Origin of the sequence: Shewanella sp. NFH-SH190041 (assembly GCF_024363255.1) — a bacterium.
Classification (GTDB): Bacteria; Pseudomonadota; Gammaproteobacteria; order Enterobacterales; family Shewanellaceae; genus Shewanella.
The window spans coordinates 2,740,589-2,760,984 of the sequence record NZ_AP026070.1 but is presented as its reverse complement, the minus strand read 5'-3'; the positions used below and the strand labels follow the sequence as shown (position 1 = coordinate 2,760,984).

Below are 20,396 nucleotides of genomic sequence, written 5' to 3'. Positions count from 1 at the left end.
CTGCCCTGCCTATCATGGCGGGGCTGTAGCTTCCCGTATTGTTCTGCTGTGTGACTTTAGCTGTGCTCCTTTTCTAGTTAATCGCTAAATTTCTTATTTCTGATTATTTCATTTCACAGCCGTACCATATTGGTATTTGGATGGCCTATTGATATTTGGTAATAATAAATTTGGAAAGAAGAACTTTATTTCCATTATTAACAATAGCTTGAATATGTCATTAGTGTGAATTTTTGATGTTTATCATTATTTAGAGATAACAGCAAAAAGACTCTGATAATACCAGTTTTTATGCTGAAGATTTAGCTTGAAGCAGTGAATACTGTTCATAAATATAAATAATTAATTTGAAAAAAAATCAGTTGTTTATATCGGATATTAAGAATAAATACCTAAATCTTTGCGAAAATAAGAATAAAATCTTGTAATGGTGCATTTGTTAATATAATGTACCAATCATGCTGCAAGTCATAGGGGCTGTAGCGTCAACGCTGCTCATGTTCTATCGGGCTTAAAGAAACTGCACGGAGTTGACTATGAAAAACACAAGACTTTGCTTATCACTGCTAATGTTGACCGCTGGTTCTGCCAATGCGGTTGTATATGATGAAATCAAGTTCGCAAAGGAATGCCCGAATACTATGATGCCAATGCCAACTGCAGATGTGGCGGATAATATGAATTTTTTCCGCAATAATATGGGGCGCTGGCAAATTACTCGAATCGCTAATAACCATGTAATCATGGGATCTGGTTATGGCTTTGCTGTAAAGCGGGGTCATGCAGGTAGTGTGTATTGTGTACCTAAACCTGTTGAACCACATGTTGCGGTTAAATATGATCGCATTACGTTAAATAGAGAGTGTCCACCACTGTCATTTCCTGTACCACCTGAAGATGTGCCGGCCAATTTGAATTTTTTCAAAAATAATATGGGCCGTTGGCAGATTACCCAGATTGGTAATAAACATGTCATTACGGGTTCTGGCTATGGCTTTCAAGTAAAAAAAGGTACAGCCGGTTATTTCTACTGTGCCCATAGCTCAGTTATTCGTGACCAAAAAACGATGGATGGCATTGCCGGTGACCCTCAGCTATTTAAAGATCTGTTATCTAGATACAATCCACTAACAATGATTACTTCTGATGGCAATACTATTCCGAAAGTGACGCTGCCATTAGGGGTTGCCAAAGGTCAGGAGTTTATTATTGAACGTCAGGCCGCGGCCGATATAAAGGTGAATTACGCCAGAAGAGCCATAGGTTTTACTTATGGTACTGATACGGACGTGGCTAAAGGTAAAAAGCTGACCTTCCGTTACAATGGCAATTTCTGGGAAATGAAACCTGGCTATATTGTTAAGACACAAAAAGATCTGAGTAAAATTGGTAAAAATGAAGGTGAGCTCAATAAGTTATTGGAGCAACACAGGTCAGTTGAGATTCGTACTTTTGACGGTGGATGGACGCCGACAATTAATCTGTCACGTCACGCCCCCCACGGTACTATGGTTACTTTCATTCGTAACTCGACTTATAGTGTGAGATTAAATTATTCTTCAACCAGCATTGTGCCGCCTCGGGGAACAAAAACCGTCTTTATCAAGAGTGGTGGATCATGGTTTGTTCTGAGTGACAAGCTAGTGCGTGATAACCGTACGCTGCGGATGTTGGGAAGTAAGCCTAATTTAGTTCGTCAAATGATTAATGATTATAGCTCACTGACGTTACAGACATCAGATGGTAATTGGACCCGTTCGTTTGAAGTACCTAAGGCAACCTCAATTGGAGATATTCGTAATATTACCCTTAAGCGTTATTCAAGTTGGCGAGTAGGGTTAAAATTCCCAGGGGTGACCATTTATCCGCGTCGCGGTAGTATCACTCGCTTTATTGCTTTTGATAAATGGGATATGCAAGGGCGTAAGTCTATCTTCAGAAATGATGATGTGCAGGCTATTGCCACTGCCGCAGGCGTGAAGCAAATGTTGGATAAATATGCCAGCCTGTCAATTAATATCTCTGATGATGCGTATGTGCCTGTCATTTATTTACCGGATAATGCGACTAATGGTGAATTGGTTGAGATTACCCGTAGCACGTATCGTAAATCATTAAAGGTACATTACTCAGGACAGACAATTACCACAGGGTTAGTTGAGCCACTATTATTTTACTTTGAAAATAATAAGTGGAAGATTATTACACTGAACTAAATCAATCGTTAAGTTGTGATATAAAAAGCGCCTCGATTTTCGAGGCGCTTTTGTTTTAAATTGGCTGTCTATAAGTCAATTTATTTAATATCAATTGGTTGTTTTTGAGTGTTAATAATATTTTTATCATTTAAATATAATTTATCCATCAATTACTCGGTTATAAGAAATAATTAGCTATAAAAATATGGTATTGGAGCAAAATAATTTGTTTCGGTAATGTAGGTATATGCTGCAGATATCACCTGCTGCGTCAACGCTGCTCATGTTCTATCGGGCTAAAATAAAACTGTACGGAGTTGACACAAAATGATTAACCCAAAACTTTGCTTAGCTTTATTGATATTGGCGACAGGTTCAGCCAAGGCTGTTGTTTATGATGAAATTAAATATGCATATTCGAGAGAGTGTCCTGATGAGATGGTACCAATATTACCTTCAGATATTGCTGATAATATGGATTTCTTCCGTTACAATTTAAGTAAATGGCAAATATCTCAGATTGGTAATAATCATGTCATTATGGGTTATGGTTATAATTTTACAGTAAAACCAGGTAGGGCTTTTGGTATATTTTGTGTGCCAAAATCTCAGGCACCAGTGACTTATGATAAAATTACATTTAATCGTGAATGTCCGCCGCTCTCATTTCCTGTACCACCTGAAGATGTGCCAGCCAATCTAAATTTCTTTAAAAACAATATGGGGCGTTGGCAGATTACTGAAATTGGTAATAAACATGTTATTACTGGCTCTGGTTATGGTTTCCAAGTGAAAAAAGGCACGGCGGGTCATTTCTTCTGTGCCCATGATACGGTTATTCGTGATCAGAAAACCATGGATGCGATTGCTCGTGATCCAGCATTGTTTGAAGAACTGTTGTCCAAGTACAACCCATTGACCATGATCACTTCGAATGGCAATAGTATTGCTGAATTGACTATGCCACCTAAATCATCAGCTGGACAGGAATTTGTTGTTGAACGTCAGGCCGATGCAGCGATTAAAATTAAATTTGGTAAACGAACGGTCAGCTTTCCCTATGGGTTTGATACTGTTATTCCTAAAGGGAAGACTGTGACATTTAAATTTGATGGTTACCAGTGGCTTATGAAGCCAGCAAAAATGGTTTCCAGTCAAACAGAGTTATCCCGCATAGGTAAAGATAGTGGCGTATTAAACCAATTATTGACAGAGCACCGTGCTGTAGAAATTAAAACTCAAGATGGAGAATGGACTCCTGTGATTGAACTTTCACGAGATGCACCTGATGGAACCATGGTGAGCTTTGTTCGTAACTCAACGTATAGCGTAAAGTTTAATTATTCATCTACGACAATAGTACCCCCTAAAGGAACTAAAACGGTTTTTATTAAGCGTGGGGGAAGTTGGTTTGTAATTAGTGATAAATCAGTAAGGGATAATGCAACATTGAGAAAATTAGGTGGAGAGCCCGCTTTATTGAAGCGTTTTATTAATGATTACAGTACATTGAAATTGCAGACATCTGATGGTAACTGGACACGTAATTTCACCATTCCCAAAGCGACTGACATTGGCAATATCCGTAATATTATATTGATCCGTTACTCCAGTTGGTGGGTAGGGTTGAAATTCCCTGGGGTGACCTTAAGACCCCGGAAAGGATCAACGATGCAATTTATTGCGTTCGATGACTGGAGTTTGCAGGCACAAAGATCATTGGATTCGAATGCTGATGTACAACTTGCCGCGCAGAGTAGCAGTATAAAGTCGCTATTGGATCGTTATGGTAATCTTAATATCAGCCTAACTGACGGCGCTTATTTATCAGAAATCAACCTACCTGATAATGCAACGAATGGTGAAATGATTAATATCACTCGTCGAACGGTTAAACCTGTCAAGGTGCGTTATTCCGGTAAACAACATCAGCTTAGTTTAGGGTTAGATACGCTGTTTTATTTTGACAATAATAAGTGGCAGATAGTCAGCTTAAATTGATAGCATAGCCATATATTTCAAGCGCTCAGTCATGGGCGCTTTTTTATGTCATAAAGAACAATGTGCATTGAAGTCATCACATTGATTTATAAATTTATTTATTGGAAATTCTTTGTGGCCTACGTTTATTGTTGATGAATAATCCAGTTATAGCGAGGGGTGAGCTTGAGTTAATAGCGAGAGGATTGCCTCCCACTAATTGTATACCTTTTAATTACTTGGGCTTATCAGGGTATATCTAAGGTGAAATGGCGGTATATGGGTGATTTGTAAGCTATTGGGAGCGTCTTGATAACTGACTAGCTTTGTTTATTCCCCACGCAAGAGGATTAATCAGATAAGCATTTTCCCCAAGTTTCATCCCGCTCAAAAATACGACCCAAACAAAAAAGCCTGCAATACATTAATATTGCAGGCTTTTTCGATTTGAATTTGGTCGGTATGAGAGGATTCGAACCTCCGACCCCTGACACCCCATGACAGTGCGCTACCGGGCTGCGCTACATACCGAGACAAACCGATCGGCTCATTTATTGTGCCGTTCCGATGTGGCGAACTTTAACAAGAGCGTCAGATGAGTGCAAGCCTCTTAGCAGATAAAGTTAACCGTTTGATTAGTTTATAATCGGCCGGTTAGCTCTATCTGGTTGCAGGTCACTCTTTGTACAGTCTGCGGCTTTCACGCATCACCTGGATTAATTCCGGTGCACTGAGCTTTTTCTTCAGCCGGTGCTGATATTTGCGATCGTAGATGTAATATTGCCCATGACGGTTAATCACAGTGATCTCTTTGGGCTGATAGATAGCAAATACCTTGTTATCACCGATATAGGTCCAATTTTGCTTATTGGGTTGTAACAGATATCGCCCTGCACTGTAGTCGGTGGCGGCATTACTACAGCCTAATACTTGGTTCATCAGGGTAGGTACTAAGCCATAATGACTGGTACGGTAGCTGATTTGCTGTGGTTTACCATGGGGCCAATGGATAATCATGGGGACTTTGACATTACCAGGAGACAGATCCTGTCTCGCTTCTACATTATTGCTGGTAAATGCTTTGCCTTTAATGCCAGTAATAATGATGACAGTATTATCTGGCACCTGTTTTAACGTCTGAGCCAAAAGGTGATCAATAAAATTCAGTGACTGACGATATTGGTTGAATAATACCCGTTGTGCCGGCATAAAGTTATCCGGCGCCTTGATTGTTTCGACGCCAAGGAATCCCACTGGCGTGTCATAATTTTCGGGTGATTTTAAATCTAACATAGCAAACCAAGGGGCAGTTTGCTTTTGTTGCCACTGGTCAAAGGCTTGCGCAAGTTGAATATCTGCTGCCGCATTACTGTGTTTATCATTCGCAACCACAGGCACAAAGTTAGCCACCATGGCAGCAGGTTTCATTTTGTCCATATCAGAGCGGCTGATAAACAGTCTTAGTTGATAACCTTCCCGTTTGAACGTTTGCGTCAGCAAGGGTGGTGTGAAGTTAAAATCCACCGCTTCTTTGTAATTACCCTGCAAACCATACAGTAGCGAAAACAGCCCTGATGCATAGTGATTCCCGCCACTGAGATGGTGAGTGAAATTCTGATTCTGCCCGGCATACCGGGTCAAAAATGGCATGGTATCCCGGTTGACCATGTCATAACGTAAGCTATCAATGGTAATGAGCAGTACATTGGGTTTACTGTTGGCATGGCACTGCAGCGGGTTTTTGGGATAGTGCAGGGTCGCTATATCCTCTTTGGGCTGATGACGGAGGTGACTTTCCAGCCCATGGGTTTCCATAAAGGTTTTAGCTGTAGCGGGGTAAGACAACGGGTAACTGTCATCAAAGCGGGTGATCTGGGTGACGTCATTCGCATCAGCCCAAATATGGATCACATGGCTGGCGACAAAACACAGGCCAACAAACACCACGACTTTAGGCCCAACATTACGCCGCTGGATTTTCTCAATCCGCTTCCAAAGAAAGTTTGCGGCAGTGAGCTCCAGCGCTAAAATTGCGATGGGGGTGATAATGTAAGATGTGCCATGTAATAAAGCGCTAAGATCTGCCCATGCTAAATCAAAGGCGAACGGGCTTAAATGCATACCATAGTCATCATAGACAATGGTGTCATACAGTAAGATACACAGCGCGACTGTTGCCACAGTGGCGCCATAACCCCGTAGTATTTTTGAATACGGCATCAGGGTACTGATGGGAAACAGGAATACCAAGTACACCATAAAGGCCAGAAAACTGAATTGGCCTATGGTGCTGATGGCCAAATAGCCCCAGCTTAACCAAGTATCGGGATAACCAATACTCTCGATATAACGGCTGCCGATAATCATCGCCAGTATGCCGTTAAAAAACGCAAACCAGTGACCCCAATTCACCAGGCGGGAAATTTTATCCCGGCTCATCTGTTTCTGTCGCTCTACCATAATATTGCGCTGTTTCCCGAAGAACCTGTGTATCTTATGTTTATTGCTTTATTTATTACCAGTAAATTACTGGTTTACAGGCAATTACTGCTTAACGGATTGTTCCAGTGCCTTAGCAAACTGCTGGGCAACTTGGGCGCGGGACTGTTCACCGACCTTGGTTTGCAGCAGATGAGACACACAGTTACCCAATACCATCAGGCTCAGATCCGTTGGCGACTGGTGTTTTTCCAGTACCATCAGCAGCTCGGCGATAAGGGATTCAACTTGTGCGTTGGTGTATTTTGATTGGATAGCCATAAATAAAAAATGATTCACATAGGAAAGGATTAGCGGCATATAATAACGGATTTCCAACCGTATCACTATCAGGGCTTATGAGTATTCAGATCGAACAAGCGATTATCCACGAGATCGCCCAAAACAGCGATGGACAGCTGACCTGCCGCCTGCGTCCCCAGCCATTGTTAAACGGCCCCGCCGTTGAAGCCATGCTGGAGGAATTACACAGTACTTACACCAGTAAAAGTGGGAAAGGTTTTGGCTATTTTGGCGTGCCAGAAGGTGATGGCGAAGCGAATACTGCATTTGCTGATGCATTAGCGCAGTATCGCAGTAATGCGACGGGGTTTGTTGATTTTTCAGCTCAAGCGGGCCGTTTGCTGCAAGATGAATTAGCAAAATATGACTTTAGTCATGGTGGCTTTTTGCTGATGGCGAGTTACACCGCATTAGCCAGTGATTATCTGTTTGTTGCGTTGCTCAATGCCAAATCCTCTATGACAGTGTTAGACGATATGGAACTGACGCAAGTCAATTCGCTGGATCTGTCTAATATGCAGTTAGCAGCAAGAATCGATCTAACCGAATGGCAGATGGACGCTGACTCACACAAATATATCTCTTTTATCCGCGGGCGGGCTGGCCGCAAAGTGGCTGATTTCTTCCTTGATTTTATGGGGTGTGTGACAGGGGTTGATCCTAAAGCGCAGAATAAAAAGCTGATGAATGCGGTAGAAGACTTTGTTGCTGGCAGTGAATTAACAAAAGAAGAACGGCAAGAATGTCGGGAAAAAGTCTTTACCTTCTGTGCTGATAAATTTGATAGTGGCAATGATATTCAGCTAAAAGATCTGGCCGATGAACTGGCTGATTCCGGTATGGATTCCTTTTATGATTTTGCCAAGGGTGGTGAATATGAGCTGGATGAAGAGTTTCCAGCGGATAAAACCACATTGCGTCAGTTGAAAAAATTCTCTGGTACTGGTGGCGGGGTGAGTATCAGTTTTGATGGGGTACATTTGGGGGAACGGGTGATTTATGACCCTGTCTCAGATACCTTATTGATTAAAAAGGTGCCAGCTAATTTGAAAGAACAGTTAGATCGTCGTCTGAAAGGGGAATAACCCGGTTATCAGACAAAAGCCGCTGTTCTCAGCGGTTTTTTTATGCTCAAAATAGCAAGTAACTGAAAGGTCTAAACCGAGTCGTTCACAAGGTGTCTCCATCATTTGTGTCATGGGCTTTGCGGGGGAAATATCTCTCGGCCAGTAACCGCCATAGCGATGATTCAAATAAGGCTGAAATTGAATAAGCAGGATGAAGTCCATAGCCATTACAGCCCCTGCGTACAGCGTTAGGTTACGCGACATAACTCATTACCTTGTGTTTGATAACTATAAGCTTGGTGTTTTATTGGCAGTAGCTATCGAACTTATTGGTTAAATATAATGCTTGCTTGAATATGGCGATTAATCACAATCCTACTTGATCAGAGTGTAAGGCCTGAAGGGATATCATCATTATCTGCAGATAGATTTGGGGAATAGAGAAAGGATAGGAGGCAACATGGCAGTTGAACCCACGACAGTGCATATTCCGGCTTCGGCGAGATTGTGTTTTGAGCTGATGGATGCTGAGGCAAACCCACAACATAAACAAGTATTATTCGAGTTGGATCAAGACCCGGAAGTTATGCGTTATGTGACGGGTGGCAAAGTCACCAGCATGCAAATGCTGGAAACCAAATTGATCCCCCGGATGCGGCAATATCGTAACCCGGCATTGGGGTGGGGTATTTGGAAAGTCTCAGACAAAACCAGTGGAGAATATTACGGCTGGATTTTAGTCCGCCCTTGGGCGTTTTTTACCGCTACTCCTGAACATCACAATCTGGAGATGGGATGGCGCTTTAAACGTCACTGCTGGGGAAAAGGTTTTGCAACAGAAGCGGCGCAAGCGGTTGCTCTGCGATTGGCTGCGATGCCGGAGGTAACAAGCCTGTGTGCGATTGCCCAAGAGGATAACTTGCCTTCCATGCGGGTAATGGCCAAGTTAGGCATGCGTTTTTTACGCCGGGATATTGTCAGTGATCCATTATTTGAGGATGAACAGGTAATTTACAGTATGCCGGTTTAGCGTCGATGTACTGACCCGGATACTGAGTCAGTACATCGATGACGATATGATATCAGTGACGAGTGCTAGGTGATTACTGATTATCCTGTTGTTGTAGGAAATCTTTGAATTCAGCTTCATATAAGCGGAACAGTACCAGCGTCACAGCAAAAATGATCGGACCATAAATCAGGCCAATTAACCCAAATAATTGCAATCCGCCCAGCAGGGAGAAAAACAGCATTAGGGTATTCATGCCCGAATCGCCCTGCATCAATAGTGGCCGCAAGAAGTTATCAATTGAGCCCACCACTAATACTCCCCAAGCCACCAAGAAGATTGCCCAGTTCCAGTCACCGGTAAGCGCGAGGTAGAGGGCTGCGGGTAACCAGATAAGTGCAGTGCCAACAAAAGGAATAAAGGAAGCAAAGGCCATAATTGAGCCCCAGAATAATCCGGGGAATCCGGCCAATGCCATGGCGACCCCGCCGGCAATACCTTGGGCAATTGCGGTGAGAAATGATCCTAATACTGCCGATTTAGCCACTTGTTCCACTTCAGTAAAAATCTGATCTTCCTGACTGCGGGACAGCGGTACTACGTGGCGCAGAGCATCGATAAGCTTGTCGTTATCGCGCAAAAAGAAAAATAGGACAAATAGCATCAGGGAAAAGTCTACTAATACTCCGGTTATATCCCCGAGAATTTTGGTGCTGGCCCCGACTAACTCGGTGCTGATGTTGGTCGCCATTGTTGCGGCTTTTTGTATAAATTCTTCTGGTTTTATCGTATCAAAGGGCAGCCACTTATTGACAAAGTGGAACCCGGTTTGTACCCAAGGGTGATTGAGTAGCTCTTTGGCTCCCCCATCAGTCAGCCAGTGATAGCTGGAGCTAAAAAAAGTAATACCTTGATCGACAATAGCAATAGCCACGACCAGCAGAGGGATCAATACAATAACCGTGAGTAAGGTACAGGATAAAAATGATGCCAGATTAGGGCTACGGGGCATGGCATGGTTAATCCGGCTGTGTACCGGCAAAAACAGCAATGACACAATAAATCCCAGTACGATTGACCCCAGATAAGGGGCAATTAGCAGATAACAGGCATAAGCTGCGACACACAGTGCCAGGATCAGGATCCAGTGCCGGGGTTCGGCTTTAAATGGTGTAGGCACACAGAACTCCGCTGAGTGTAAAAAATTGCTGATAGCATAACGGATTAGTCATTGTAGTGACAAACCGTGTTATTGCCGGATGTTGCGGTATATCGCAATAGTCAGAGATAGTAACCGACCGTTAGCGCATAGTTAAAATACTTCGCGCTGATGGCATGTAGGTGGGTGCTCATCATTGATAACGCATTTAAAGATATGCTGGCGCTATTAATAGCCGTTCCTGACATGTGACTTGGTTACTGTCTGATGATTGAAATTGGAAAGTAAACTGATGATTACCGATGGTGATTCTTAGTAAAAGTACATGACGTTGAGAGACGAATATTGGTCTTGGGGTGAGTAATCGCTGGCGGCCAATAGCACGATGACTGTGGGGAAATAATCGCAGCGTGGTTTGCGCCACGCTGCAGTGTTGCGCTTTACCGTAACCGATTGAGCATCATGATGATATTAGTTTAACGGTTAAATCTGAGACGTTGGCCTAAGGTGTTATCGATAAATTTTTCACCATCAAACAAGTGCTGACCATTGACCCAGGTGCCAGCAATGGTGGCCGGGAAGGTGTGGCCTTTAAATGGACTCCAACCACAGTGATAACGGATATTGTTATCTGCTACTGTGAAGGGACGGTTAAGATCGACCATCACCAAGTCAGCCATATAGCCTTCGCGCAAATAACCGCGTTCTTTCAGTTGGAAACGCTCCGCAACGGCATGGCTTGTTTTCTGAACGATTTGTTCCAAGCTGAAAATACCTCTGTGGTGCATATCTAACAAACTGAGCAAAGCGTGCTGAACCAGTGGCACACCAGATGGATTGCTGAAGTAACTGGCCGCCTGCTTTTCTTCCCAGGTGTGCGGGGCATGATCGGTGGCAATAATATCAATTACATTGTCTTTGACCGCTTGAATTAATGCCAGCTGATCCGCTTGCGTTTTCACTGCGGGATTACATTTTATCTGGCTGCCAAGCCGGGCATAATCCGTATCATTGAAAAACAGGTGGTGAACACACACTTCTGCGGTGATATTGGCACCCGCTAATTCTACCAAGGTTTTGCCCTTTTTAAACAGGTATAACTCATCGGCTGTGGTCAGATGCAGTACATGCAGGCGGGCACCATGCTTAATGGCCAGCTCAGTGGCCAATTGGGATGATTTTAGGCAAGCCTCTCGGGAGCGGATTTCACCATGCAAAGCCATTGGCACGGCATCACCATATTGTGCTTTGGCTTGGGCTTCATTAATCGCAATGGTTGGGCTGTCTTCGCAGTGTGTGGCAATAACAGTGGGGGCGTTGGCAAAAATGCCATCCAGAGTATCGCGATTATCAACCAACATATTACCGGTAGAGGCGCCCATAAAGACTTTTACCCCACAAGCCGCGTGGGGATCGAGTTGTTTAATTTGGTCCAGATTGTCATTGGTCGCCCCGAGGTAAAAACTAAAGTTTGCCAATGAGCATTGTGAGGCGCGCTGATATTTATCTTTCAGCGCTTGCAGGTTAGTGGTTTGGGGATTGACGTTAGGCATCTCCATAAAGCTGGTGATACCGCCCGCTACCGCTGCGCGAGATTCACTGGCAATGGTGCCTTTATTCGGAAAACCCGGCTCGCGGAAATGAACCTGATCATCAATCATACCGGGTAACAGGTACTGGCCGTTGGCATCAATAACCTTAGCGCCTGTTGGCGGGGTGATCCCGGCAGCAATTTGGCTGATCCGGCCATGTTCAATCAGCAGATCTCCCTGGGTAATTTTGCCTTCATTAACCAGATGAGCATTACAAATAAGGGTTTTCATAGGATACCTGTTTACCATTGTTATTGACGTTGGTCTGGAGCAGGCGAAAGGATGTGACCGGAACTGTCAGTCCTGTGACAGTGCGCGGGGACTCCACCCCTTTGCTGACTCCAAACGGAGAAAGCCTTTCTTTCCGGAATCTTATCTTACCTTAATTACAGGATAATTGTGGAGTCTTTTCCGGTGCTTATCTTTGTACTTAATCACGCAGTATTTACTCTCTATGGGGTAAAAGTTGCCTTGATACAACTTGTATCAATCTAGGATGCGATCAAGTAACATAGCCGCTTCGTTTTTTGAGTATAAATCTCTGTCATGCGGTCAGATAAATTACGTCTGCTGGCCTGTTTGGTGTTATTGGGAGCTGGTAATGTCTGTGGCCGGGATTTCCCTGCGCAGGTCGATAAGGTAGTTGACCAAGCTTCATCACATCATTTTCAGCAAAATCAGCAACAAATTCACCATTGGATGCAGCAAAATCAACGGGCTGAGTTACGCGATAGCGCGATAGCGACGCCAAAAAAGGATGCGAATCCATTACCTAAATCGGCGCAGTGCTTAGCGCTAAATGATGTCGCCATTCGCGGGATTAGCCTGTTAACCCCGGCAGATTTACAGCAATTAACACCACTGGATAATCACTGTATTACTGCCGCAGCCGTTAACCGTTTGATTGATGAGATCACCCGGTTGTATTTGCTGAAAGGTTATATCACCGCAAGGGTATTAGTTGGGGGTGTGGATCCTCATGGACAGTTGTTACTGAATGTCGTTGAAGGACATATTGAGAAAATTACCGGGGATGATGCTACCCATATTGCACTGTTATTTCCCCATACTGTGGGTAAACCGTTAAACCTGCGTCAACTGGAGCAGGGGATTGATCAGGCGAATCGGCTCAGCTCTAACCATCTGACGATGGAAATTGTGCCAGGTGATCAGTTTGGCGGCAGTATTATTCAATTGAAAAATAATCCGCTCTCCCATTGGCATGCTTCTGCGGTGATAGACAATTATGGTCAGGCTAATACCGGTATCCAACGTTTGACCTTGGGGTTAGGCTGGGATGATTTACTGGGTATCGATGATTACCTTAATGTGGCGCTTACGCAATCGTTACGGGCACCATCTCGGGGATTAAGCCGCAGCTATAATCTGCTTTATAGTATTCCTTATGGCTTTTTTACCCTAAGCGGTTTTTATAGCGCGTCAGAATATGGCATTAATCAGCAGCTGGCATATAGCTCGGTGCGCCTCAGTGGTGACAGCCAAGAGTTCGGTGCCAAACTGGATTATGTGATGTTTCGCGATCAAAACCAGATTTATCGCAGTTATTTCCAGATAAGCCAAAAACAGTCCAACAATTATTTTGATCATGACAAATTGGCCATCAGTAGCTTTAACTATTCAACCTTAGAATTGGGTGGCAGTTATACCCGTCAAATGCGTTATGGCAGTGTGGGGGCCAATCTTGCATTGGAGAAAGGGCTGCCAGACTGGCAGTTTCATCACAGCGGGCGGGATGCGGTGGCACGATTGTCTGATTTTTGGAAATTTACTGGTGGGGTTAATTTCAGTCGTTGGTTATTACTAGGACAAGCTAATTATCTGTTTAACAGCAGCGTTTATGGGCAGTACAGTGCTCAGCCGTTGTGGGGCGGAGAGTCGTTAGACTTAGCCGATCCCAGTGCGATCCGCGGATTGCACATTAACAGTATGTCAGCGAGCAGTGGTTTATATTGGCAAAATACCCTGAGTCGTTATTTTGATTCAGCCTTGGGTGGCTTTACCCCAAGAATCGGGATTGATATCGGCCAAGTCTACTTTCCCGGTAGTCATCCAGCTAACCAAGCGGCATTAGGATTGAGTGCCGGGGTGAGCTATAGCTACCGGCAGATAGCTGCCGATATTATGCTAAACAGAGCACTGCCATTAGGGCCTAGTCGTTATTTACCAGAGACCTGGCAATGTTTGGTGCAAGTCAGTGTGGCACTTTAAGCGCGTACTGGATGAGTTATTGCGAGACAGATAATATTTAAAATTTATTTTGGATGTTAGTTTTATCTCGTGGGTTACGTATTTCGTTATGTAAATTGCATTGAGTACTAAAAGGCGGACAATAATAGTCCGCCTTTTATTTATACAATTTGATTTGTTTTTTATTTATCTTTCTTGAGCACAATATCCATAATGGCGATATTTTATAAACATTTTGCAATGTGCTTAATTATTAAACTATTCGACAGCATATTTTCATTTCTTAAATATCAATAAAAACATATGATACATTTGATACATATCTCACAAGTTCACTTGTGTTAGCTTTACCTAAATATAAAGCTGTAGCACAATGGCATTAATGTTACATATGTTAAGAGGTATGAAATACATTATCACCCGCATCGTTATTAAACATACAATAAATGATGCATCTATTATTTGACATATAACATTAATAGGGAATCTATACACAGGATGTCCATTATATAGAATGTGATACGTTTATAGCGATAAGTTGTCAGAATAAATATGAACTGCTGACAGCTTTGGAGTATATGACTATGAGTAATAAGTTCAAACTTTCCGAGGCCGGCAAACTTACCGTTCTGGTATCCCTTGCCCTTTCTTATCCCGTATATGCAGGTGGCATTGTAGCTGGGGGCGACAGTGCTCACCAGGCAACGATTTCCACAGCGGGCAATGGTGCCCAAGTCGTTAATATTGTCACCCCGAATCAGCGGGGATTATCCCATAACACCTATAATAATTATGATGTTAATCAGCCCGGTGCTGTATTGAATAACAGTCTTAAGGCTGGTAATTCCCAATTGGCTGGGCATTTAGGGGCTAACAGCAACCTGCATGGGCATAATGCTAAAATTATTTTGAATGAAGTCATTAGCCGAAATCCTTCTCTGCTGCTGGGTAAGCAGGAAGTATTTGGTATGGTTGCAGATTATGTATTGGCTAACCCCAATGGTATTACCTGTAATGGCTGTGGTTTTATCAATACCAGTAAAAACTCACTGGTAGTCGGTAACCCTATGCTGAAAGATGGCAATTTAGCTGGGTTTAATACCATGGCTAATAAACAGGGCTTATACGTTGGTAATAAAGGTTTGGTAACCAATACCGCTTTAAATTTAATTGCCCCTCGTATTGATGTACGTGGCCCTGTTGCCGCTGGGCAAGCAATACAAGCTATTGCAGGCCAAAATAAGGTTGACTACAACGGCAATATTATTGCGACTAATCCAAATCCAGTGGGGAATTTGGACAGTTATTATCTGGGCAGTATGAAATCCGATACCATTAATTTGGTTAACACTGATATGGGTAGTGGTATTAACCTGAAAGGGAATATTGACGCTGCCAATAAATTGTCAGTTGATGGTAAAGGTCAAGTTCAGGTTGAAGGTGCAGATATTCATGGTGGCGATATTAATATTGCCGGCGGTGATTTGAATATTCATGGCAAGGTTATTGCCACCGAGAATCAGTGGCAGGATCCTGAGAATTACCACAATTATCGTGGTGCGATTGATCATGAGAAAACAACTCACACTGAACGTTTAGAACAAACCAAACTTGCGGGTAAAAATATTACCTTAGTAGGTTATGGTGATAACCATATTACTGCGGCAGATATTCAGGGCGATGATGTGACTGTGCGTGGCGGTAATGTCACTTTAGATGCGCAACAACTGAAAAATGCTGAATCTGAGCGGAATAATCGCTGGTTTTATTCTTGGTTCCATAACGATAGCAAGCATAATGAGCAGACCCGTCAGGTACAAACCGAGGTTAAGGCTAAACAAGGGCTGACTATCTCTGCTGATAGTAAAGATGTGAATTTGGAAGCGGCAAACCTCAGTGCTGGCCAAATGAACATTAATGCTAAACAGGATGTGCATCTGGGCGCCGCTGTGAATCAGGCGCTGCAAAGCCATACCATGACGCGCAAAAATGAGACCAGTGCTCTGCTCAGTGGCCATCTAGAGCAAAATGATAAACAGCAAACCTATGTTGCTGCTTATTTGAATGCCGCCCAAGGCGTTAATTTAACTGCGGGTCGTGATATTCATACTGCCGGTGCTCAGGTGCATGCAGGTAGCGATCTGAATATAAGTGGCGAGCGTACTGTGAATATTGGTACCGGCGCACTGACAAATCATCAATTAAATGAAAATCACTATACCGCGTGGGGCGGCATTGGTGGTGGTGCTGATGACAAAAAACAGCACGATGCAACCCACAGTGTGGCGACTGACATTGCTGCTGATGGCAAACTGGTAGTGTCAGCTGATCACGGTGTCAATATTAAAGGCAGCCAATTACATGCTAAACAGGGCGGTTATGTACAGGCCCGTGAAGGTCAGGTCAGTGTAGATAATGCGACCGATACCTCATCCGATACCCTGTATACCCGCAGTGGTGGTGCGTTCAATATCACCGGTCATTCAGCTTATGATGCCGCCAGTGAACATCAAGTCAGTGGTAGCCACGTGGTGTCAGATACCAATTTGGTATTGAATGGTGAAAAAAATATTCATATCAGTGGCTCTGATATCTCAGCCAAACAACAGCTGGGACTGGAGTCTAACGGCAATATCACTGTCACCTCAGGTCAGCACACCACGGATAAGGTGAATGATACCACTTCACTGCACGGCACAGCTCATGCTGAGAAAGTCAGTGATAAACAATATGCCGCGGGTGTTGGCATTGAACAGACCCATCATCATCAGGAAAGTCAGCAGGTTGAACACAAAGGTGCCAGCCTGAATGGCGGAACTGTTGCCATCAATGCCGGCCAGACAGTTGCGATTAATGGCTCCAGTATGACTGCGAGCAAAGATGCCAACATCAATGCCACTAACGTCAGTTTTGGCGCGGTAAAAGATACCCTGCATCAGGACACCACAGATAACAGTGTCAAGTTGGGCATTGATGTTACAGGTGGGGCCGATAAAGGCGAAATCAGTGCCGGTGGCAGCGTGACTCATAGTCATGATGTGATGGTAAAGTCTGACGATCAAGGCAGCCGTACCCAAATCGGGGGCAATCTGACCATTAATGCTGAAAACAGCTTATCTCAGACTGGTGTTAACCATCAGGTTGGTGGTGATTATCAGGTTAATGCTGAGCAGGTTACAACCACAGCCGGTCAACATGAGCAGCGTCAAGACGGTAATAAAACGACTGTTGGTGTGAAAGTGACACTGGGTGCCGATTATAGTGCGACAACCCGCCCACTGATCGATGGCGCCGAGAAATTGATCCACGGTGATGTAAAAGGCGCAATTGATACAGCAAAAGAAACCAAGCTGGACTTAACCGAGGTTCAGGTTGGTGCCGCGGTGAATACCCAACATGAGAGCAATGGCGGTGTACAGAGCACTGTCTCAGCCAGTGAGATCCATGCCGGTAATGTGATGATCAATGCTAAGGGGCAGGTGCGGGATCAGGCCACTGCTTATGATGCGCAAGACACAGTTGCGATCCACAGTGACACTTACCGTAATGAAGCTGCTAACGCACATAATGACACCTACCACAATAAAGTGGATGTGACCGTTAGCGGTGCCGTTGGTACTAAAACCGGGGTGGATGTTGGACTGCATGGTAAAGCTGATGTGCACTATGAACAGGCAAATACCACAGATAACCTGGCCACTGCAGGCAGCCTGAAAGGCAAACAGATTAGCATTGATGCGGCGAACACTGCCATGCTGCAAGGAACAGCCGTTAATGGCTCTGACAGCGTGAGCATTGCCGCCAAGCAAGGCGTTGCAATGGAGCAGGCTAACAGTACCCATGCTAAGAGCAGCATGGATGTGACCGCTAATGTCGGCTTTGATGTCACAACCACGGGTGACACCCGGGATATGGGCGGTGAGTTAGGCGGCCATTATAAAGACTCTGCTAGCCATGACAGTGAAGCGGTTACAGGCTCCTTGAGCGGTAGTAATGTCCATATTCAATCCGGTGCAGATATCCGTGCTCAAGGTGTTAATGTTCAAGCTGATAATTTGGCGATGCAGGCTGGTGGCAAACTGCAGTTGGATGGTGCGACTGCCAGCCACAGTGAATCATCTCAGCATTATGGTGCAGATATTCATGCCGGTAAAAACCGTAACAGCAAAACCAATGAATATGGTGGCAGCATCGGTGGCGGATTGGAATTAGGTCATACCACTGACAGCAGTACAACGGTCACTGGTGGTCAGCTAACCGCGAAAGGTAACATGGCATTAAGCGCTGCCGGTCAGGGAAATGATGCTATCCGTATTGAAGGCGGTCAATTGCAAGCCCAGCAGGCCAATATCAATGCTGCCAATGGTGGGGTGGATATTCATGCTGGTGTAAGCACTCAGCAGGGGAATAGCTGGAATGTGGCCGGCTCTGTGGACACAGAAAGCAGCCATACCCTAAATGATGATCCGTTTAAAGGTGTGGATCATAGCCGCGAAGGCCAAGGTGGGGTGGAGTTTGACTATGGTCAGCATAATAACCGTAGCCACACACTGGCAGGGATTCAGGCTGATAATCTGACCATCCAAACGAAAGGGGATGTCGCTATTGCGGGCGGTACAGTTAAAGCTGACAAGTTGTCTGGCCAGATCGGTGGTAATTTGACCCTTGCGTCACAAAAAGATTTGACTGACAGCACCAGTGTTAGCGGTAAATTGTCTGTGCCGAAGATCAGCAGCAATGTGAATTCAGTGGAAGCGGCTGAAGCGAAAAAGGCCGGAGCTCAAGCGAAAGCTGATGAGCCTAAGCCAAGTCTGAAAGATCAGGCGATGGATTTTGCTAAAAAGTTCAAAGATACTGATGTTTCCGGCGCTTATGAACGCACTTACAGTGATAAAGTTGCTACATCGTCCGCTATTCAGGCCGGCAATGCTGATCTGAATGTTGCGGGCGCTATGCAGGTAACCGGCGCACAAGTGAATGCTCAAGCCGGTCAGATTAAGTCTGCTTCTGTACAACAGCAGGATATTCAGGGCGTGGATCAACATCGTAAGATCAATGCCAATGTGATGGATATTGCCAAAGGGGTGATGGGACTTGGGGGGGCTAATCAGTCTAACTTCCAAAATACCCATGAGACACCTGTTGCTGTTGCAACTGTGACTTACGGTAAATAATATATTGTGATATTAAGATGACTGAGTAAATGTCACTGTAAAAATCCCGCCTTTCGGCGGGATTTTTTTATTACGCTTAATATGTGTGATTCATAGACATCATTTCAATATAATGAGTGTCTATGAACAGAGAAATACAACAGCGTTTACAGTGGATTAAGCTATACGAAGAGACCCGTGATGCGGGCTTGGTCTGTCGTCGTTGTGGCATATCCAGACCTACCTTAAGAAAATGGTGGCAGCGTTATCAGAAAGACAGTGTAGATGGTCTGGTCAGTCAAAGCAGACGTCCTAAGAGTTCACCTTCAACCAAGGTTGGTGAGACAGAAGAGCAGTTAATTTTATCTTTGCGATGCTCTCGAAACCTTGGAGCTAGGCGTATTCAAAGTGAACTTGGCCGCCTACATGGGCTCTCTCTTGGAATTGCAACTATTCATAAGATTTTGACGCGGAATGAGGTAAAGCCTGTTGTTACCTATCGTAAGAAACCAGATTACATCAGGTATGTTCGCCCAGTTCCTGGCGATAGAATACAAATGGATACCTGCAAGATAGGGCCGAATCTCTATCAATACACCTCGATTGACGATTGCACCCGCTATAGGGTTTTAAGGCTGTATAGCCGCAGAACTGCTGCTAACACACTGGATTTCATTGATTGCGTTATTGATGAAATGCCATTTCCAATTCAGCGTATTCAAACAGATCGTGGCCGCGAGTTCTTTGCCTTTAAAGTCCAAGAGAAATTGAAGATCCATGGAATCAAATTCAGACCAAATAAACCTGCTTCACCTCACCTAAATGGCAAAGTAGAGCGCTCGCAGAAAACGGATAAAGCTGAGTTTTATGCAACGGTAGAGTTAGCATCAGACGATTTAGATAACCTGCTTGCTGAGTGGCAGCATTACTACAACTGGGAGAGGCCTCATAGCGCACACCATGGGAAAACACCCATGGAGCGATACTTCGAAATGGCTGAGCAAACGCCTTATTCTGAAGAGGTTCAGGAGCTTTATGAACCAGCAAAAGAACCCCTTCAAGAACAAAACTACAGGCTTGAATTGGAGCTGAGAAGATTGAAACGATCTCTATGAATCACACACTTAATAGCAAGAGTTTTGACTAGCTCAGATAGTGTTTAGTTGAAGTAGATAGTACTATCCATTTTGTTAATGCTGCATTTTATATCAGGACATATTAGGGGCGATCAAGGCGGTTTAACCGCCTT

Annotated in this window: 11 protein-coding genes and 1 tRNA gene; 7 read left to right on the top strand and 5 right to left on the bottom strand. The window is 44.2% G+C overall.

The features are described 5' to 3' along the window. The first annotated feature begins 536 nt into the window (after window positions 1-536). Window positions 537-2,216: a hypothetical protein gene (locus NFHSH190041_RS12235; protein ID WP_261922100.1), complete on the top strand. Its 1,680-nt coding sequence runs from the start codon at window positions 537-539 to the stop codon at window positions 2,214-2,216. 309 nt (window positions 2,217-2,525) lie between these two features. Further along, window positions 2,526-4,199, top strand: a complete 1,674-nt coding sequence (locus NFHSH190041_RS12230) for a hypothetical protein (RefSeq protein WP_261922099.1) — start codon at window positions 2,526-2,528, stop codon at window positions 4,197-4,199. Window positions 4,200-4,632: 433 nt separating this feature from the next. Here the strand turns inward: NFHSH190041_RS12230 and NFHSH190041_RS12225 are convergent. From NFHSH190041_RS12225 to NFHSH190041_RS12215, 3 genes are all read right to left on the bottom strand, one after another. Continuing rightward, window positions 4,633-4,709: transfer RNA gene (locus NFHSH190041_RS12225), tRNA-Pro, on the bottom strand. 144 nt (window positions 4,710-4,853) lie between these two features. Beyond that, complete coding sequence (locus NFHSH190041_RS12220; RefSeq protein WP_261922098.1) at window positions 4,854-6,638, bottom strand: DUF3413 domain-containing protein; 1,785 nt, start codon at window positions 6,636-6,638, stop codon at window positions 4,854-4,856. Window positions 6,639-6,722: 84 nt separating this feature from the next. Then, complete coding sequence (locus NFHSH190041_RS12215; protein WP_261922097.1) at window positions 6,723-6,938, bottom strand: YejL family protein; 216 nt, start codon at window positions 6,936-6,938, stop codon at window positions 6,723-6,725. A gap of 77 nt (window positions 6,939-7,015) precedes the next feature. Here NFHSH190041_RS12215 and yejK point away from each other — a divergent pair, with 77 nt between their 5' ends. After that, the gene (gene yejK, locus NFHSH190041_RS12210; RefSeq protein ID WP_261922096.1) at window positions 7,016-8,044 is read left to right on the top strand and encodes a nucleoid-associated protein YejK; all 1,029 of its coding nucleotides are present in this window, start codon (window positions 7,016-7,018) and stop codon (window positions 8,042-8,044) included. Between the two features lie 442 nt (window positions 8,045-8,486). Then, window positions 8,487-9,056: a GNAT family N-acetyltransferase gene (locus NFHSH190041_RS12205; RefSeq protein WP_261922095.1), complete on the top strand. Its 570-nt coding sequence runs from the start codon at window positions 8,487-8,489 to the stop codon at window positions 9,054-9,056. A 73-nt stretch (window positions 9,057-9,129) separates the two neighbouring features. Here the strand turns inward: NFHSH190041_RS12205 and NFHSH190041_RS12200 are convergent, their stop codons facing one another. Continuing rightward, window positions 9,130-10,215, bottom strand: coding sequence for an AI-2E family transporter (locus NFHSH190041_RS12200; protein ID WP_261922094.1), 1,086 nt, complete (start codon window positions 10,213-10,215; stop codon window positions 9,130-9,132). 455 nt (window positions 10,216-10,670) lie between these two features. Further along, complete coding sequence (locus tag NFHSH190041_RS12195) at window positions 10,671-12,017, bottom strand: dihydroorotase (RefSeq protein WP_261922093.1); 1,347 nt, start codon at window positions 12,015-12,017, stop codon at window positions 10,671-10,673. A gap of 315 nt (window positions 12,018-12,332) precedes the next feature. Between NFHSH190041_RS12195 and NFHSH190041_RS12190 the strand changes: the two genes are divergently transcribed. The 3 genes from NFHSH190041_RS12190 to NFHSH190041_RS12180 all read left to right on the top strand — a co-directional run bounded on the left by NFHSH190041_RS12190 (window position 12,333) and on the right by NFHSH190041_RS12180 (window position 20,262). Next, the gene (locus NFHSH190041_RS12190) at window positions 12,333-14,015 is read left to right on the top strand and encodes a ShlB/FhaC/HecB family hemolysin secretion/activation protein (protein WP_261922092.1); all 1,683 of its coding nucleotides are present in this window, start codon (window positions 12,333-12,335) and stop codon (window positions 14,013-14,015) included. Between the two features lie 563 nt (window positions 14,016-14,578). Further along, on the top strand, window positions 14,579-19,168 hold the full coding sequence (locus tag NFHSH190041_RS12185; RefSeq protein ID WP_261922091.1) for a hemagglutinin repeat-containing protein: 4,590 nt from the start codon (window positions 14,579-14,581) through the stop codon (window positions 19,166-19,168). Between the two features lie 122 nt (window positions 19,169-19,290). Then, window positions 19,291-20,262, top strand: coding sequence for an IS481 family transposase (locus NFHSH190041_RS12180; RefSeq protein WP_261921918.1), 972 nt, complete (start codon window positions 19,291-19,293; stop codon window positions 20,260-20,262). The last annotated feature ends 134 nt before the right edge of the window (window positions 20,263-20,396 follow it).

Bases quoted from the DNA above. Each gene is read 5' to 3' on its own strand.
- NFHSH190041_RS12195 (WP_261922093.1), bottom strand. From the start codon at position 12,017: ATGAAAACCCTTATTTGTAATGCTCATCTGGTTAATGAAGGCAAAATT.
- NFHSH190041_RS12190 (WP_261922092.1), top strand. From the start codon at position 12,333: ATGCGGTCAGATAAATTACGTCTGCTGGCCTGTTTGGTGTTATTGGGA.
- NFHSH190041_RS12230 (WP_261922099.1), top strand. From the start codon at position 2,526: ATGATTAACCCAAAACTTTGCTTAGCTTTATTGATATTGGCGACAGGT.
- yejK (WP_261922096.1), top strand. From the start codon at position 7,016: ATGAGTATTCAGATCGAACAAGCGATTATCCACGAGATCGCCCAAAAC.
- NFHSH190041_RS12205 (WP_261922095.1), top strand. From the start codon at position 8,487: ATGGCAGTTGAACCCACGACAGTGCATATTCCGGCTTCGGCGAGATTG.
- NFHSH190041_RS12180 (WP_261921918.1), top strand. From the start codon at position 19,291: ATGAACAGAGAAATACAACAGCGTTTACAGTGGATTAAGCTATACGAA.
- NFHSH190041_RS12185 (WP_261922091.1), top strand. From the start codon at position 14,579: ATGAGTAATAAGTTCAAACTTTCCGAGGCCGGCAAACTTACCGTTCTG.
- NFHSH190041_RS12235 (WP_261922100.1), top strand. From the start codon at position 537: ATGAAAAACACAAGACTTTGCTTATCACTGCTAATGTTGACCGCTGGT.
- NFHSH190041_RS12220 (WP_261922098.1), bottom strand. From the start codon at position 6,638: ATGGTAGAGCGACAGAAACAGATGAGCCGGGATAAAATTTCCCGCCTG.
- NFHSH190041_RS12215 (WP_261922097.1), bottom strand. From the start codon at position 6,938: ATGGCTATCCAATCAAAATACACCAACGCACAAGTTGAATCCCTTATC.